This is a genomic window from Filimonas lacunae (assembly GCF_002355595.1).
Lineage (GTDB): Bacteria > Bacteroidota > Bacteroidia > Chitinophagales > Chitinophagaceae > Filimonas > Filimonas lacunae.
This window is the reverse complement of the sequence record NZ_AP017422.1, coordinates 6,384,614-6,400,787: the sequence shown is the minus strand read 5'-3', so window position 1 is coordinate 6,400,787 and position 16,174 is coordinate 6,384,614. Positions and strand designations below refer to the sequence as shown.

The window sequence follows — 16,174 nt, the reverse complement described above, 5'->3', positions numbered from 1 at the left end:
TACAAACTTCAAAATATGGTTGAAATTAAACCCGATGAAATATCAGCGATATTGAGGCAGCAACTGAGCAACTTCAATGCCTCTGCTGATTTAGAAGAAGTGGGTACCGTGCTCCAGGTGGGTGATGGTATTGCCCGTGTTTATGGCTTAAACAACGTTCGTTCCGGTGAACTGGTTGAGTTTCCTAACGGCGTAAAAGCTATTGCACTGAACCTGGAAGAAGATAATGTGGGTGTGGTATTGATGGGTGAAAGCAAAGGAATTAAAGAAGGTGATAAAGTACGTCGTACCGGTAACATTGCCTCTGTTAAAGTAGGTGACGGTCTGGTAGGTCGTGTTGTAAATACATTAGGCGAGCCTATTGATGGCAAAGGCCCTATCTCCGGCGAATTATATGAAATGCCCCTGGAGCGTAAAGCCCCTGGTGTAATTTATCGCGAGCCGGTGAAAGAACCGTTACAAACTGGTATCAAAGCTATTGACGCTATGATTCCTATTGGCCGCGGACAGCGTGAGTTGGTTATCGGTGACCGCCAAACTGGTAAAACTGCTATCTGTATTGATACAATCATCAACCAGAAAGAGTTTTTCGACGCTGGCAAACCTGTTTATTGTATCTATGTAGCTATTGGTCAAAAGGCTTCTACTGTTGCCGGTGTAATGAAAACATTACAAGACAATGGCGCTATGGCTTATACTACCATTGTTGCGGCATCTGCAAGTGATCCTGCTCCACAGCAGTTCTATGCTCCTTTTGCCGGCGCAGCAATTGGTGAATTCTTCCGTGATACCGGTCGTCCTGCCCTGATCATCTATGATGATTTGAGTAAGCAGGCGGTAGCTTACCGTGAAGTGTCTCTGTTATTGAAAAGACCTCCCGGACGTGAAGCATATCCTGGTGATGTATTCTATTTGCACTCCCGTTTATTAGAGCGCGCAGCGAAAGTAATCAACAACGATGCTATTGCTAAGCAAATGAACGACTTACCAGAAAGCATCAAGCACCTGGTAAAAGGTGGTGGTAGCCTTACTGCGTTACCTATCATTGAAACACAAGCGGGTGACGTATCTGCTTATATCCCTACCAACGTAATCTCTATTACCGACGGTCAGATATTCCTGGAATCAAACCTGTTTAACTCAGGTATCCGTCCGGCTATCAACGTAGGTATCTCTGTAAGTCGCGTAGGTGGTAGCGCACAGATTAAATCGATGAAGAAAGTATCCGGTACCCTGAAGCTTGACCAGGCTTTATACCGTGAAATGGAAGCTTTCTCTAAATTCGGTGGCGATCTGGATGCTGCAACCAAACTGGTACTGGACAAAGGTGCCCGTAACGTGGAAATTCTGAAACAACCTCAGTTTAGCCCATACTCTGTTGAAAAGCAGGTGGCTATCATTTACTTAGGTACTCAGGGCTTATTACGTGAAGTAGCGGTGAAAAAAGTAAAAGCGTTTGAAGAGCATTTCTTACTGGAAATGACCAACAAGCATGCTGATGTATTGGCTGAGTTTAAAAAAGGTAACCTGTCTGACGCTGGTATTGAAAAAACCGTTGCGTTGGCAAAAAGCCTGATTCCTCAATACAAATAGGTGATTTCTTCAAGAAGTTTGAGTATAAGAACGGCTCCGCAATCAGCGGGGCCGTTTCTGTTTTGTGAAATACAATTGATTGTGAAGGTGTTGTGATTTGGTTACAGAAAAGTTTAAGATTTAGTTTGGTTTATATTGTAAACTAGTCTACTTTGGTATTACAAAACAATACTGTCGATGAAACGCGCCTTTTTAATTGTATTATCCCTATTTCCCACTTTACTGATGGCCCAGGTTGAAATTAAGGGCATTGTAAAGGATAACAAAGGCAGGCCTGTTCCGGGCGCTGCTATTACCCTTGTAAATACCTATGACGGAGCTGTGGCCGATTCTACCGGCCGTTTTTCTTTTACCAGCGCAGAAAAAGGTAATCAACAAATACAGGTAACCGGTACAGGTTATAAAGAATATACACTGGCAGTAGTGCTGGATGGTAAAACACCCGTGACTGTATCAGCTGTATTAAAAGAACAGATTGATGAACTGAAAGCGGTAGTGGTTACTGCCGGTTCATTTGCAGCTGGTGATTCTAAAAGAGGGGCGGTATTAAGCTCATTGGATATTGCCACTACCGGTGGCGCTAATGCCGACATTTCTACGGCGTTAAAAACTTTGCCGGGTACGCAACAGGTAGCTAACCAGGAAGGTTTGTTTGTGCGTGGTGGTACTGGCTATGAAACCAAACAGTTTATAGATGGAACCCTGGTAAACAATCCTTATTACAGCAGCACTCCCGATATTGCTTCCCGTGGCCGTTTTCAGCCTTTTCTTTTTAAAGGCATGGTGTTTAGCACGGGTGGTTATTCTGCCTTATATGGTCAGGCTTTATCGGCCGCTCTGGTAATGGAGTCCATTGATTTGCCGGAGAAAACAGCAGCTTCTGCGGGCATTTCCCCACTTTTTGCCAACCTGGGCATTCAGGTTTTATCTAAGGATAAAAAATCTTCCTGGGGCACCAGCTATAGCTATACCAATGTGAAAGCTTATTTCAGTTTGGTAAAGCAAACACCGGATTATTTCAGAACGCCGGTGTTTCATAATGGTGATGCTAATTTTCGCATCAAAACCAAGGGAGGTATTATTAAATACTACACCACCTTTAGCCATAGTGACCTTGGATTGCGTAGAGTGGATATTGACAGTGCCTATTTAAAAGATGCGTTTGGGCTTACCAACGCTAACTGGTACAACAATCTTAGCTGGCGCGAAAATCTGGGCGGTGGCTGGAAAATGCAGTTGGGCGCAGGCTATAGCTATAATAAAGACGACATCTCTCAGCAGGTGCAGGATGCTGCCAATGCTCCAAAGGCATATGATAACAGCGTGTACTGGATGAACAATAAAAACTTTGTGTATCGTAACAAGCAAGAGGTGGCGCAGGCACGTGCGGTATTTGAAAAACGTTTGCCTGGTATCAACAGCATTCGCTTTGGCTCGGAATACTGGTATTCGCATAACCCGGGTAACTATAAAGACACGGTGTTTACCAGCACTGATCATTACAATGCCTTGTTTGCCGAAACCAATATATACCTCACCAACGATCTGGCTGCTACTATTGGTGGTCGTTTAGAACGCTCTTCGGTAATTGATAAAATGGCGGTGGCACCGCGTGCGGCATTGGCTTACAAAACCGGTAAAGGAGCACAAATGTCTTTTGCCTATGGTATCTTTTTTCAGAAGCCGGAAGATTCTCAATTACGTTATCATGCCAACCTGGGCTTTACCAAAGCCACGCACTATATTCTTAACTATACAAAAAGCACGGCTTTGCGTTTGTTAAGGCTGGAAGCGTATTATAAAAAGTACGATCATCTGGTGAAAACCTATCCCACCTTAACCAATAAAGGAAACGGCTATGCACAAGGAGTGGAGCTGTTCTGGCGTGACAGGCAAACCATTAAAAATCTGGATTACTGGATCAGCTATTCTTACCTGGATACCAAAAGAGATTACCTGAACTATCCGGGGGAGTTGCAGCCCAACTTTGCGGCCAATCATACAGCGTCTATTGTAACCAAGCGTTTTGTTACCAGCATTAAAACCGGCTTTAACCTTACTTATAGTTTTGCTACCGGGCGGCCTTATTATAACATTATGCTGGATAACACAGGGTCTAAATACCAGCTTGCCGATCAGGGCAAAACCAAGCCTTATCAAAGCCTGGGCTTTAGTGCCAACTATGTACCACAGGCAGGAAAAGTTAACAGCAAAACATTCCTGGTTATTATGGCCAGTGTAACCAATGTATTGGGCAACGAGCAGGTATCGGGCTATAATTATTCTTTCAACGGCTCGGTAAAACAGGCTATTCTGCCACCAGCAAAAAGATTCTTTTTAATTGGCCTGTTTTTAAGCTGGGGTGTTGACAAAAGTGATGACATCATTAATAATAATTTATAATAATCAACAGTGTTCATTTTCAAACTCAACGTTATGAAAGCATTTTTTGTAGTAGCTGCCATTTGCAGCGTAATGGGTGTGCAGGCACAAAGTGATAAATATACCCAGGCAATGGAACGTACTTTAACCTTACTGGATTCTGCCAAAACCACCGAACAGCTGCAAACGGCATCTGCTGCTTTTGAAAGAATTGGTGATGCAGAAAAAACACAATGGACTCCTTATTATTATGCAGCATTGGCGCAGGTGCGTATTGGCTTTTCCGATCAGAAAGCTGATAAGGATGCGATAGCAACTAAAGCAGGTACTATACTTTCCAAAGGGGAAGCTATTGAAAACACTGCCGATTTATGTACTATACGCAACATGGCTGCTACTGTTCAAATGCTGGTAGACCCTATGAGCCGCTGGCAAACCTACGGCGCACAGGCTGCCACTGCTTTGCAGAACGCTATTAAACTCGATCCTAATAACCCACGCATTTACTACCTGCAAGGCATGAGCATATTTGGAACACCTGTGCAGTTTGGTGGTGGTAAAGACAAGGCTAAGCCTTTATTTGAGAAGGCGCTGTCTTTATCTAAAACAGAGCAGGTGAAACCGCTGCATCCACATTGGGGAGGTAAAGAGTCGGAAGATATGCTGGCAAAATGTCAATAATCATTACTATATAACACCTTTGCATAATTGCCGGTTATATTTGTGGTATAATTGGCAATTGTGCATTGATAGCATAGCCAGTTGATAGAAGGCTTATAAATTGCAGCAGTTACTTTATGGCAGAAGAGAAACAACTCACCCAACAGGAAAGTCTTGAACTGATTACCAAAATGCTTCAAACCGCAAAGGGGCATTTTCATTCCAAAGGCACCAGTGCTATTTTATGGGGCAGTGTAATTGGTGTATGTGGTATTGTAAGTTTCCTGCAACGTGTGTTGCATATTTCAACCGGCTACAATATATGGCAGCTGGTTTTTATTGCTATTATACCTCAGATCATTATCAGTATACGGGAAGCAAAGAACAGGAAAGTGATTACGGTTCAGGAAACATTTTTAAATGTGATCTGGTCGGTGTATGGTATTAGCCTGGCTGCTTTGATCTTTTACCTGGCTGTTGTTCCCGGAGTAACTACACACCTGATGGCAGAAGAAGGTAAAGCCCTGTTTATCCGTAATAGCGCTACAGCACCTGTTGAGCCGTTAGAGCCATTTATCTATAGCCAGTCTTCTCTATATCTTATCCTGTATTCTATTCCCACACTGGCTACGGGTTGGGCCTTAAAGTTCAGGCCAATGGTGATAGGAGGGATTCTTTGCTATGTGTTTTTTATCATATCCTGTTACACATCTTCTACCTACGATTTTTTACTGAATGGGTTGTCGGGCATATTCTGCTGGTTAATACCTGGTCTTATTTTGCGTAAACGTTATAATTGTCAGAGGGGAGCGAATGTTTAAAGATCTCGATCCGATATTACATTCACAGTTGCGGCTGGCGGTGGTAAGTCTTCTTATTGGGGTAAAGGAAGCTGATTTTACCTTTATTAAAGAGAAAACCAATTCTACAGCAGGTAATTTAAGCGTTCAGATACAGAAGCTGAAAGAGACAGGGTATGTAGAGGTGTTAAAGCAGTTTAAAGATAACTATCCGCAAACTACCTGTAAAATAACGGATAAAGGCATTGCTGCTTTTGAAGACTATGTAAAAGCCTTGCAGCAATACCTGAATGTAAACAACAACGCTAAAACAGAGTAACGCTCCAGGTGCGTGTAAAAGTAGTTTTAGGCGACAGGTTGTTAATGCCTTCTTTCTCTAATAAATTCCCCGAAGCATATACGCCATCTGCAATGCCACACCAGGGCTCAATGCAAACAAAGTTGGCGTCTTTGGCAGCCCATATACCTAAGAAGGGAAAGCCTTCCAAGGTAAAATGCAAACCATGTGCATGGGTTTTACTTAACAGGCTTACTTTTTTAGATTGTAGTTGTTTAAATACCAATGCATCGCCATAGAACAGCGATTTGGTAAGCGGCAGTATATTGGTGTTTTGTAAAACAGGTATAGGCGCGCTTTCTATTAAGCCTTCGGCCGACAAAGGCCAGCGACCTGCATTCTCTGTTTCACTAAACTCCAGGTAATAGTCTTCGTAGCTGCTGCCTTCTACCTGGGGAACTGCAAATGCAGGATGTCCGCCTACTGAAAACAACAGATTTTCTTTACCGTCATTCTGTACCTGGTAGGTTACGGACACTGTGTCGTTTTCCAGTTGGTAGCGGATGGAAAAAGTGAAGTGAAAAGGGTATACTTTATAAGTATCTTCATCATTTTTCAGTGAAAACGTAGCGCTGTGTGCTGATTGCTCTGTAACTGTAAACTCCATATCCCGCGCAAAGCCATGCCTGCTAAGCGGGTAGGTGTTGAGGTTGTAGATGTATTCATTCTTTTTCAGGCCACCTACTATGGGAAACAATACCGGGCTTTTTTTACCCCAGTATTGTGCATCTCCACTCCACATATATTCAATGCCATTGTCTTTACGTACAATGCTTTGCAGTTCGGCGCCTTTGGTAGCAATGGCTACTTTCAGCAGTTCGTTTTCAAGGACTAGCATATAATATTAACCTTCGTTTTCTTCAATTTTTTCGTCTTCTGCGTTGGCCAGTACACGGGCGCTTATTTTCTTCAGCGGGTTACTGTGGCTTTCGGCATAAGTGGCGCGGTTACGGATAACGTCAATAGCCATAAATATCGCAGCCAGGAAAGAAGAGGCATCTGCTTTGCCCTTTCCGGCAATATCAAACGCGGTACCATGGTCAGGGCTGGTTCTTACCACAGGTAAGCCGGCAGTATAGTTTACGCCTTCGCCTATAGCCAGTGACTTGAAAGGAATTAAACCCTGATCGTGATACATGGCCAGTACGGCATCAAACTGCTCATATTGTCCACGTGCAAAGAAGGCATCTGCGCTAAACGGACCAAAGGCCAGTATGTTGCGGTGGCGCGCTTCTTTTAAAGCAGGTTTTATAATAGTTTCTTCTTCATTGCCAATCAGGCCTTCGTCACCGGCATGGGGGTTAAGTCCCAGTACGGCAATCTTAGGTTTGTCAATACCAAAGTCTTTTTGCAGGCTGGTGTTTAAAATACTCAGCTTTTTCAAAATGTTCTCTTTGGTAATGTAAGTGGCTATTTCTTTTACCGGAATATGCTCGGTTAGTACGGCAACGCGCATGTTTTCGGCTGTCATCAACATTACTACGTCATCCACTTTAAACTCATCTTTGAGGTAAGGTGTATGGCCGCTATAATTAAATTCAGACGATTGTATGTTCTTTTTATGAATAGGAGCTGTAACCAGGCCGTGTATATGGCCGGCTTTCAAAGCGGCTACACTTTGCTGTAATGATTGAAGCGCGTATTTGCCACCTATGTCGGTTAATTGTCCTGGTGTTATCTGCACTTCTTCTTCCCAGCAGTTCACTATATTCAGCTGTTTGTGGTTCAGGCGTGTAAGGTCTTTTGCTGCCTGATAGGGTAAGTTGATATCGGGTAAAGCTTTTTTGTAAAAATTGATGCTTTTGTTGTTGGCAAAAACAACAGGTACGCACATGTCCATGATGCGGGAATCGCTCAGGGTTTTAATAATCAGCTCTGTTCCTATTCCATTCAAATCACCACAACTGAAACCTATAACGGGTTTTTGCAATTCATTGCTCATTCATTACAATTTGATGCGTAAAAATACACCTTTTAGCAGGTTTAATAGTAAATATTGGTGAATGCCGGTAATTTTGCCCAATGCAATACACGCTTAAAAAAGCACTTGGGCAGCACTTTTTACGGGATGAGAATATTTGCCGGAAAATTGTAGACGCTGTGCAGCAGCAACCGTTTACACAATTGGTGGAAGTGGGGCCTGGCGGAGGGGCGCTTACCAAGTATTTATTAGAACTGCCGGACATTGATTTTAAGGCAGTAGAACTGGATGAGGAAAAGGTAGTGTACCTGGAACATACTTATCCGCAGATAAAAGGAAAAATTATACATCAAAGCTTTTTGGATGCCGATGTGCCATTCAGCGGCTCCTTTATGGTGGTGGGTAATTTTCCCTATAATATTTCTTCACAGATATTATTTAAGGTACTGGACTGGAAAGAACAGGTGCCGCATGTAATAGGCATGTTTCAAAAGGAAGTAGCCCAGCGGGTAGCTTCCAAACCAGGCAATAAGGTATATGGCATTTTAAGTGTGCTGATACAGGCTTTTTACGATGTGGAATATTTGTTTGATGTGCCGCAGGGATGCTTTAACCCGCCGCCTAAAGTAATGAGCGGGGTAATAAGGCTTACCCGTAAAACGGAAGTAGCAGCCATGCAGAGTCATAAATATTTTGTTACCCTGGTAAAGGCGGCATTTAACCAGCGACGTAAAATGTTGCGCAACGCCACCCGTAGCTTGTTTACCGAGGAGGTGCTGCAAGATCCTATTTTTGATAAAAGGGCCGAGCAATTATCCATAGCAGATTTCGCTGCCCTTACTTTCCGGATGAAATAGCGTTTACTGAATAAAACTGAAGAGATGAAAAGCAAGGTGATAGTAACGGCCAAAGTGCATGAGTACCTGGTAGATACACTGGAGAAGAACAACTATGAGGTGCAATATGTTCCGGCAGTTACTTATGATGAACTGGCAGGCCTGATGCAAGATGTGACAGGATTAATAGTAACTACCAGGCTGAAAATAGATAAGGCTATACTGGACGCTGCCCCTATGTTAAAATGGATAGGGCGTTTAGGTAGTGGCATGGAATTGATTGATGTGTCGTATGCCGAAGCAAAGGGTATAACCTGTGTAAGCAGCCCGGAAGGCAACCGGAACGCGGTGGCCGAGCATATGCTGGGCACTTTGCTGGGCCTGATGAATAAGCTGCATACTTCTTTTGATGAAGTAAAAGCGGGTAAATGGTTGCGCGACGAAAACAGGGGTACAGAGCTAACCGGTAAAACGGTGGGTATCATTGGGTTTGGTAATACGGGGCAGGCTTATGCCCGTTTGTTAAAGCCCTTTGATGTAAGCATTCTGGCCTACGATAAATATAAAAATGGCTTTGCCAAAGATGATATTCACGAAGCAGGGCCAGAGCATATTGCTAAATATGCCGATGTTATCAGCCTGCACCTGCCTTTAACAGAAGAAACATTTCATTATGCCAATGATGCTTTCTTCAGCAAGCTGGAGCGTAAACCCTACTTTTTAACGGCCTGCCGCGGGAAAGTAACGGATACAGCTGCATTGATACGTGCACTGGACAAAAACCTGATTACAGCTGCCGGAGTAGATGTGTTGGAAAATGAAAAACTGGGAACCTATACGGCGCAGGAAAAGGAACAGTTAGAGAATTTATGTAGCCGTAAAAATGTGCTGGTAACCCCGCACATAGCAGGTTACAGCCACGAAGCCTATTTTAAAATGGCGAAGGTGGTGCTGGATAAACTGGGCATTTTTTAACATTTGTCATTTTAAATACCCGCCTAAAAAGAGTATATTTGTGACTTTACATATTTGCAACGCTACAGTTTTGCTGTGGCGTTGTATTTTTTTTATCCCTCATAAAACAAAGATTTACTATGAGTGACGTGATGTATGTAACCAAAGAGACACTCGAAAAAATGAAAGAAGAGCTTCAACGGATGAAAACCGTTGACCGTCCGGGTGCTGCCAGAGCTATTGCTGAAGCACGCGAGAAGGGAGATCTTCGTGAAAATGCGGAATATGACGCTGCCAAAGAGGCTCAAGGTATACTGGAAGCTAAAATGGCGCTACTGGAAAGCCAGATAGCGAGTGTTCGTGTGGTAAGCACTGACGAGATTGATACGAGCAAAGCTTCTATATTAACGAAAGTGACTATTACCAATGTAGCCACTAAAAAAACGGTTACCTATCAGCTGGTAGGAGAAAAAGAAGCAGATCTGAAGCTTGGAAAAATATCTATCAGTTCGCCTATTGGTAAGGGGCTTTTAGGTAAAGTAATAGGAGATATTGCAGAAGTGCACGCTCCCAATGGAACGATGAAATTTAAAGTAGAAAATATTTCTATTTAGCCTTTACCGGCAGGTTGTTATGCCTGAACATTATACAAAGGGCTGTTCTTAACCGGACAGCCTTTTTTGTGCTTGGGATGCGGCACGATTTTAATTAATTTTCCTGTTTTAAACAGATACAGATCTATGACACTTTTTTCAAAAATCATTGCCGGCGAAATACCTTCCTATAAGATTGCAGAGAACGATCGCTTTTTTGCTTTCCTGGATATTTTTCCTGCCACAGCAGGGCATGTGCTGGTAGTGCCTAAAATAGAAACAGACCGGATATTTGATTTGCCTGTAGAGTACCTGGAAGGCATACTTCCTTTTGCGCAACCTATTGCCAAAGCCATTCAACAGGCTTTTCCCTGCGACCGGGTAAATATTTTAACCCTGGGTTTTGAAGTGCCGCATGTGCATGTGCACCTGATACCTATGAACGGCATGGGAGATGCAGATATACTGGCGGGTAAAAAGAAGGCAGAACCGGAAGAGCTGGCTGCTGCCCAGGCAAAAATTATCACTTATTTATAGAAATCCGTCCCGGATTTTTGGCAATAAAATCTTCCCAGCCTTTCAGGCCTTTGGTGGCTTTGCCTAAAGGAGAAGTAAGCTGGTAATGATGACACAACGCTACAGCAAGGGCATCGGTAGCATCGAAATAAGCGGGCTTTTCGTCCAGCTTTAAAATCTGCTGTAACATTTTCCAAACCTGTTCCTTGTCGGCGTTGCCGTTACCTGTAATGGATTGTTTTACCTTTTTGGGTGGATACTCTGTTACAGGTATGCTGCCTTGCATAGCAGCGGCTATAGCCACGCCCTGGGCGCGTCCCAGTTTTAACATACTTTGTACGTTCTTTCCAAAAAAAGGCGCTTCAATAGCAAAGTGGCTGGGTTTATGCAGGGCTATTAACTCACACACTTTTGTGTGAATTTTTTCTAATCGCTGGTAAATATCTTTATGCATCCCCAGTTTAAGCACATCCATCACTATCATTTCGGTAGTGCTGCCGCGAACAGCAATAATAGCATAGCCCATAATAAGCGTGCCCGGGTCTATGCCCATTACTATGTAATCAGGTTTCTTCATCCGCTGTGAAAATAAACCATCCCCTGTTATAAATAATTGTTTTACCGTAGGTTTGAATAAAAATAGAACGAAGCTGAAGCGTAAGTATAAGATATTGCTAAACTATATTGTTGGTCCTGTACTGTTTATCATTTTAACGTACGCTATGTATAAGCGTATACAAAATCAGGCAAATTTTCATTCTTCCTGGGATGTTATTAAGCAGTCCTTTCTGGGGCCAAAGCAATGGATGTTTTGGGTGGTAATGGCGTTAAGCCTTGTAAACTGGGGCATTGAAGCGCGTAAGTGGCAGGTGCTGGTGGCGCCTGTGCAGCATATTACTTTATGGAAGGCTTTTAAGGCGGTGCTGTCGGGGCTGGCGCTAAGCCTGTTTGTGCCTAACCGGGTAGGGGAATATGTAGGCCGCATCCTGTATATGGATGAGGGTAATCGTTTGCGCTCTATTGCTCTTACCTTAATAGGAAGTGTAAGCCAGTTGATAGTAACCCTGGTGGCGGGTATTGGTGGGTTAATATACCTGCGTTCCTATGTGCTTACGGAAGGACGGCAATTACAGGGGCTTTCTGCTTTCTGGTTCGATGGCATGCTGTATGCTATTATTGTAGGCACTGTTTTACTATTGCTGGTATATTACAAATTATCCCGTATCACATCCATTATAGAGCGCATTCCTTTTGTTTCTAAATACAGCTTTTTTATACAAAAGGTAGAAACCTTTCATTGGAAAGAGTTAACCAATGTGCTGATGTTGTCTGTAGTGCGTTTTGTGGTATTTACTGCTCAATATTTATTATTGATGCAGGTTTTTGAAGTGCATATTGGTATTATAGATGGTTGGTGGATTATTTGCGTAATGTTTTTGGTGCTGGCCATTGTACCTACTATTCCTATTGCCGAATTGGGTGTAAGAGGACAGGCGAGTTTACAATTATTTGGTTTGCTAAGCACAAATACTATTGGTATTATTGCTACAGCTGCTGGTATATGGGGGATTAACTTAATATTACCATCATTGGCCGGAAGTTTGTTTATATTGAGTATTAAACTATTCAGAAAATAACCGTGAAAAAATTTACAATTCTGACACTGTGTATGGTTTGCTGGCTCAAGCTGTCTGCGGAGAATGATTTATGTGGATTACGTAATACAGCTTTTCAGCCTGGTGAATCTATTACTTACAACATCTTTTATGCTGTTGCAGGCATTTATGTAAATGCAGGAACTGCTTCCTTTTCCAGTACGCTGGAAAGGCTCAACAATACGCCGGTGTATCACATACTGGCGCAAGGCACTTCTAATTCCAGCTACGACTGGATATTTAAGGTGCGCGATAAGTATGAAACATATTTTGATACGGGTAGTTTGCAACCGCTCAAGTTTGTGCGCAATATTGATGAAGGCGGTTATAAGAAATATGAAAACGTCACTTTTAACCACCAAACCAACACTGCCATTACTACGGAAGGGGTGTATAAAGTGCCTGGCTGTATCCAGGATGTAATAAGCGCTGTATATTATATGCGCAATATCGACTTCAATAAATACAATGTTGGCGATAAAATACCTTTCAAAATGTTCCTGGATAATGAAGTGTATGATTTATACATCCGTTACCAGGGGAAGGAAACGGTAAAAACCAAATATGGTAAGTTTCGCGCCATCAAGTTTAAACCACTTTTGCTGAAAGGCACGCTGTTCCAGGGCGGGGAAAAAATGAACTGTTGGGTAACAGACGACCCTAACCATATTCCTTTACGTATTGAAACTCCTATAGTGGTAGGTAGCATTAAAGTAGATATGATGCAATACCGCAACCTGCGGCACCCTATGTCGTCTTTAATTTCCTGGTAATTATATTTCGTTCAGGGCAAACGTAGTACCTAAGCGAATGCCCTTCTCCGTCATTTGCAGTGTGCAGCATTCATGTATAGGATCGTGCTCCAGGAAAAGGATATAATTATTATCCACCGCTTCCTGTAAAAAAGCTGTTTTTTCATTCAACGTTTCCAATGGGCGCATATCGTAAGCCATTACATAAGGCAATGGTATATGACCAGTAGAAGGTAACAGATCGGCCATGTATAAAATGGTTTTGCCTTTATAGGTGATCTGTGGCAACATCATGCTGCTGGTGTGCCCATTTACATACCGTATGGTGATGTTGTCGAGGAAAGGCGTTTGAGAAGTATATATAGGCGTTTCCAACGGACCATTGATAAACTGTAGCTGGCCACTTTGCTGTATAGGTAATATATTCTCTTTCAGAAAAGATGCTTTCTCCCGTTGATTAGGATTAGTGGCGCTTTCCCAATGCGTTTGGTTACTCCAGTAAGTAGCGTTTTTAAACGCAGTGCTTAGCTGGCCGTTGGTATTGAGTATAGCACCCCCTACATGGTCAAAATGCAGGTGGGTAAGTATTACATCTGTAATGTCATCCCGGTGAAAGCCATGTTTGGCCAAGGAGGAGTCTAAAGTAGCATTACCATGTAAATAGTAATGGCTAAAGAATTTGGTGTCTTGTTTATTGCCAATACCTGTGTCAATTAATATCAGGCGTTTGCCGTCTTCAATTAACAGCAGGCGCATAGCCCATGTACACATATTGTTTTCATCAGCCGGGTTTAGTTTATTCCATATGCTTTTGGGCACTACACCAAACATAGCGCCACCATCCAGTTTAAACAGTTCCGTATCAATTGTGTACAGTTTCATATGCTATTGTATTGCCGCTTTTTTTTCCTGTTTCAGTTTGCCAATGGCAAATAACATCAGAATGAAAGCTATGATAAAATAAAGGCCCAGCGCTAATACCGAGTTGCGCATGTTGTTGCCGGTGATTTGCTCAATAAAACCAAAGCTGGTCATACCTATTACTATCGCCAGCTTTTCCGTTACATCATAAAAGCTAAAGAAAGATGCGGTGTCTTTGGTTTCGGGCATTAGCTTGGCGTAGGTGCTACGGCTAAGACTTTGTATACCGCCCATTACCAGGCCAACGCTACCACCCAGTATAAAAAACTGCATGTTGTTTTCGGCTTCTGTATAATAAGCGCCAATGCAAATGCCTACCCAAATGAGTATCACTACCGCCAGCACGCTCAGGTTGCCAAAGCGGCCGGAAAGTTTACTCATTAACCAGGCACCGGCTATAGCCACTATCTGGATGATAAGCGTGGTAAGTATTAAAATATCGGTAGGTAAATGCAGGGTTTTGCTACCAAAGATGGCAGCTGCCAGCATTACAGTTTGTACTCCCATGCTGTAAAAGAAGAAAGAACGCAAAAAGCGTTTTAATACAGGTAAGCCCTGTAGCTGCTTCCATACTTTTTGCAGTTCCTGAAAGCCATGTTTGATAACAGAGCCATTGCGTGCAACCGTGGAAGGGGCAGAAAGCGGCAACCGTTTAAAGGGAATTTGTGCAAAGCCCAGCCACCATAACCCTACCAGTACAAAAGAGATACGGGCGGGAAAGTATTTGTATTGCGGATCGGCTGGAATAAAAAACAACTGTGGCTTCATTACTATTATAAAGCAAACAATCTGCAGCAGCACGCTGCCTATATAGCCGTAGGCAAAACCTTTGGCGCTTACCCTGTCCTGGTCTGGTTCTGCGGCTATTTCGGGCAGGTAGGCGTTGTAGAATACCTGGCTGCCACAATAACCTACAGCTGCCAGCATAAAAAACAACATGCCTGCTTCCAGCACAAAAGGACTGAAACCGGTGGGCTCAAAAGCGGCATTCATAGAAGGTGTTAACATAAACAGTGCACAACAGCTGAGCGCACCCACATAACAGAAAAACTGCATGAACTTTTTCTTGTTGCCCGAATAGTCTGCTATAGAACTTAATACAGGGCTTATGAGTGCTATGATAAGATAAGCGGCTGCCAGTGTATAATCCAGCAAAACCGAGTTTTCTATCGTATGCCCAAAGAAGCTCACCTTGCTGCCTTCTTTGGTAAGAGTGATGGCAGTATAATAAGCCGGGAATATAGTGGAGGTAATAACCAGGTTATACACACTGTTTGCCCAGTCGTACATGGCCCAGCCATTAATTACCTTTTTAGATGCGGTTTGCATTGGGTTGTTTGTTATTCGTGTAATGCTAGTTTTTTGTTACGATGCTGCCTGCAGCTGGATGTTTATAAAACTCCCTTATAAATAAGCACCAGCAAAACAGCTCCTATAATAATGCGATACCAGCCAAATAGTTTGAAGCCGTATTTCTGAATATAGCCAATGAAAAATTTAATGGCCAGCATGGCTACTACAAACGCTATTACATTACCCAGTGCCAGTAACATCAGGTTGTGGCTGTCTTTTAAAATTTCAGGATGGGTTTTGAAGGTTTTCAGCAGTTTGTAGCCTGTTGCTGCCGCCATGGTAGGGATAGCCAGGAAAAAGGAAAATTCTGCAGCCAGGTTACGTGTCATTTTTTGCTGCATACCACCAATAATGCTGGCAGCACTACGACTTACACCTGGAATCATGGCTAAACACTGCCATATACCTGTAATAAAAGCTTTAGGATAGCTGATACCCTGTTCTTCTTCAATAGCAGGAGTGGTAAATAAGCGGTCAATAAATAACAACACTATACCACCCAGCAATAAAGCAACGGCCACAGTAGTGGGGCTTTCCAGCAATTCATCAATTTTGTCTGAAAACAGAAAGCCGAGTAAAAGGGCTGGTATTACGGCTACTATCAGTTTAATATAGAATGCCCAGCGGTTGAGTGGAAAAAAGCGTTTCCAATACAGTATCACCACCGAAACAATGGCGCCTAACTGAATGGCTACTTCAAATAACTTGGTAAAATCATCTTCCGCAATGCCTAATAAAGAGCTGGCAATGATCATATGTCCGGTAGAGGATACAGGTAAAAACTCTGTAATGCCTTCAATAATGGCAATTACAATAGATTGAAAAGTTGTCATAAGAATAAAGAGACTAATTGGTGCCGGGTGTAAAAATAAAAAGCGATGGTACGTTGTCGTTTCCACCG

The 16,174-nt window shown here is 42.9% G+C and carries 17 protein-coding genes; 11 read left to right on the top strand and 6 right to left on the bottom strand.

Annotated features, from left to right (window positions below):
• Positions 1 to 15 precede the first annotated feature (15 nt).
• The 5 genes from atpA to FLA_RS25070 all read left to right on the top strand — a co-directional run bounded on the left by atpA (position 16) and on the right by FLA_RS25070 (position 5,754).
• On the top strand, positions 16 to 1,593 hold the full coding sequence (gene atpA, locus FLA_RS25090) for a F0F1 ATP synthase subunit alpha (RefSeq protein ID WP_076375501.1): 1,578 nt from the start codon (positions 16 to 18) through the stop codon (positions 1,591 to 1,593).
• 177 nt (positions 1,594 to 1,770) lie between these two features.
• The gene (locus FLA_RS25085; protein ID WP_076375499.1) at positions 1,771 to 3,996 is read left to right on the top strand and encodes a TonB-dependent receptor; all 2,226 of its coding nucleotides are present in this window, start codon (positions 1,771 to 1,773) and stop codon (positions 3,994 to 3,996) included.
• Between the two features lie 33 nt (positions 3,997 to 4,029).
• Entirely contained in the window at positions 4,030 to 4,656 is a 627-nt protein-coding gene (locus FLA_RS25080) for a tetratricopeptide repeat protein (protein WP_076375497.1), read from the top strand.
• 116 nt (positions 4,657 to 4,772) lie between these two features.
• On the top strand, positions 4,773 to 5,456 hold the full coding sequence (locus tag FLA_RS25075; protein WP_076375495.1) for a hypothetical protein: 684 nt from the start codon (positions 4,773 to 4,775) through the stop codon (positions 5,454 to 5,456).
• The gene (locus FLA_RS25070; protein ID WP_076375493.1) at positions 5,449 to 5,754 is read left to right on the top strand and encodes a winged helix-turn-helix domain-containing protein; all 306 of its coding nucleotides are present in this window, start codon (positions 5,449 to 5,451) and stop codon (positions 5,752 to 5,754) included. The genes FLA_RS25075 and FLA_RS25070 overlap by 8 nt, the downstream gene beginning before the upstream one ends.
• Here the strand turns inward: FLA_RS25070 and FLA_RS25065 are convergent.
• Both FLA_RS25065 and pdxA read right to left on the bottom strand, forming a co-directional pair.
• Positions 5,741 to 6,610: an aldose 1-epimerase family protein gene (locus FLA_RS25065; protein WP_076375491.1), complete on the bottom strand. Its 870-nt coding sequence runs from the start codon at positions 6,608 to 6,610 to the stop codon at positions 5,741 to 5,743. The genes FLA_RS25070 and FLA_RS25065 overlap by 14 nt on opposite strands.
• 6 nt (positions 6,611 to 6,616) lie before the next feature.
• The gene (pdxA, locus tag FLA_RS25060; protein WP_076375489.1) at positions 6,617 to 7,714 is read right to left on the bottom strand and encodes a 4-hydroxythreonine-4-phosphate dehydrogenase PdxA; all 1,098 of its coding nucleotides are present in this window, start codon (positions 7,712 to 7,714) and stop codon (positions 6,617 to 6,619) included.
• 80 nt (positions 7,715 to 7,794) lie between these two features.
• Here pdxA and rsmA point away from each other — a divergent pair, with 80 nt between their 5' ends.
• The 4 genes from rsmA to FLA_RS25040 all read left to right on the top strand — a co-directional run bounded on the left by rsmA (position 7,795) and on the right by FLA_RS25040 (position 10,613).
• A complete protein-coding gene (gene rsmA, locus FLA_RS25055; RefSeq protein WP_076375487.1) occupies positions 7,795 to 8,550 on the top strand; it encodes a 16S rRNA (adenine(1518)-N(6)/adenine(1519)-N(6))-dimethyltransferase RsmA in 756 nt (251 codons plus the stop codon).
• Positions 8,551 to 8,574: 24 nt separating this feature from the next.
• Positions 8,575 to 9,504 carry an NAD(P)-dependent oxidoreductase gene (locus FLA_RS25050; protein ID WP_076375485.1) on the top strand — a complete coding sequence of 310 codons (930 nt, stop codon included), beginning with the start codon at positions 8,575 to 8,577 and terminating at the stop codon, positions 9,502 to 9,504.
• Positions 9,505 to 9,623: 119 nt separating this feature from the next.
• Positions 9,624 to 10,097, top strand: coding sequence for a transcription elongation factor GreA (greA, locus tag FLA_RS25045; RefSeq protein WP_076375483.1), 474 nt, complete (start codon positions 9,624 to 9,626; stop codon positions 10,095 to 10,097).
• Between the two features lie 126 nt (positions 10,098 to 10,223).
• Positions 10,224 to 10,613, top strand: a complete 390-nt coding sequence (locus FLA_RS25040; RefSeq protein ID WP_076375481.1) for an HIT family protein — start codon at positions 10,224 to 10,226, stop codon at positions 10,611 to 10,613.
• Here FLA_RS25040 and ruvC read toward each other — a convergent pair.
• Positions 10,600 to 11,169 (bottom strand): crossover junction endodeoxyribonuclease RuvC, encoded by a 570-nt coding sequence (gene ruvC / locus FLA_RS25035; protein ID WP_076375479.1) that lies wholly within the window; start codon positions 11,167 to 11,169, stop codon positions 10,600 to 10,602. The genes FLA_RS25040 and ruvC overlap by 14 nt on opposite strands.
• A 145-nt stretch (positions 11,170 to 11,314) precedes the next feature.
• Between ruvC and FLA_RS25030 the strand changes: the two genes are divergently transcribed.
• Both FLA_RS25030 and FLA_RS25025 read left to right on the top strand, forming a co-directional pair.
• The gene (locus FLA_RS25030) at positions 11,315 to 12,229 is read left to right on the top strand and encodes a lysylphosphatidylglycerol synthase domain-containing protein (RefSeq protein ID WP_096511293.1); all 915 of its coding nucleotides are present in this window, start codon (positions 11,315 to 11,317) and stop codon (positions 12,227 to 12,229) included.
• Between the two features lie 32 nt (positions 12,230 to 12,261).
• A complete protein-coding gene (locus tag FLA_RS25025; RefSeq protein ID WP_076375477.1) occupies positions 12,262 to 13,020 on the top strand; it encodes a DUF3108 domain-containing protein in 759 nt (252 codons plus the stop codon).
• Here the strand turns inward: FLA_RS25025 and FLA_RS25020 are convergent, their stop codons facing one another.
• The 3 genes from FLA_RS25020 to FLA_RS25010 form a co-directional block, all read right to left on the bottom strand.
• Complete coding sequence (locus tag FLA_RS25020) at positions 13,021 to 13,881, bottom strand: MBL fold metallo-hydrolase (RefSeq protein WP_076375475.1); 861 nt, start codon at positions 13,879 to 13,881, stop codon at positions 13,021 to 13,023.
• Positions 13,882 to 13,884: 3 nt separating this feature from the next.
• The gene (locus FLA_RS25015; RefSeq protein WP_076375473.1) at positions 13,885 to 15,249 is read right to left on the bottom strand and encodes an MFS transporter; all 1,365 of its coding nucleotides are present in this window, start codon (positions 15,247 to 15,249) and stop codon (positions 13,885 to 13,887) included.
• A gap of 62 nt (positions 15,250 to 15,311) precedes the next feature.
• Positions 15,312 to 16,106 carry an undecaprenyl-diphosphate phosphatase gene (locus FLA_RS25010; RefSeq protein WP_076375471.1) on the bottom strand — a complete coding sequence of 265 codons (795 nt, stop codon included), beginning with the start codon at positions 16,104 to 16,106 and terminating at the stop codon, positions 15,312 to 15,314.
• Positions 16,107 to 16,174 lie beyond the last annotated feature (68 nt).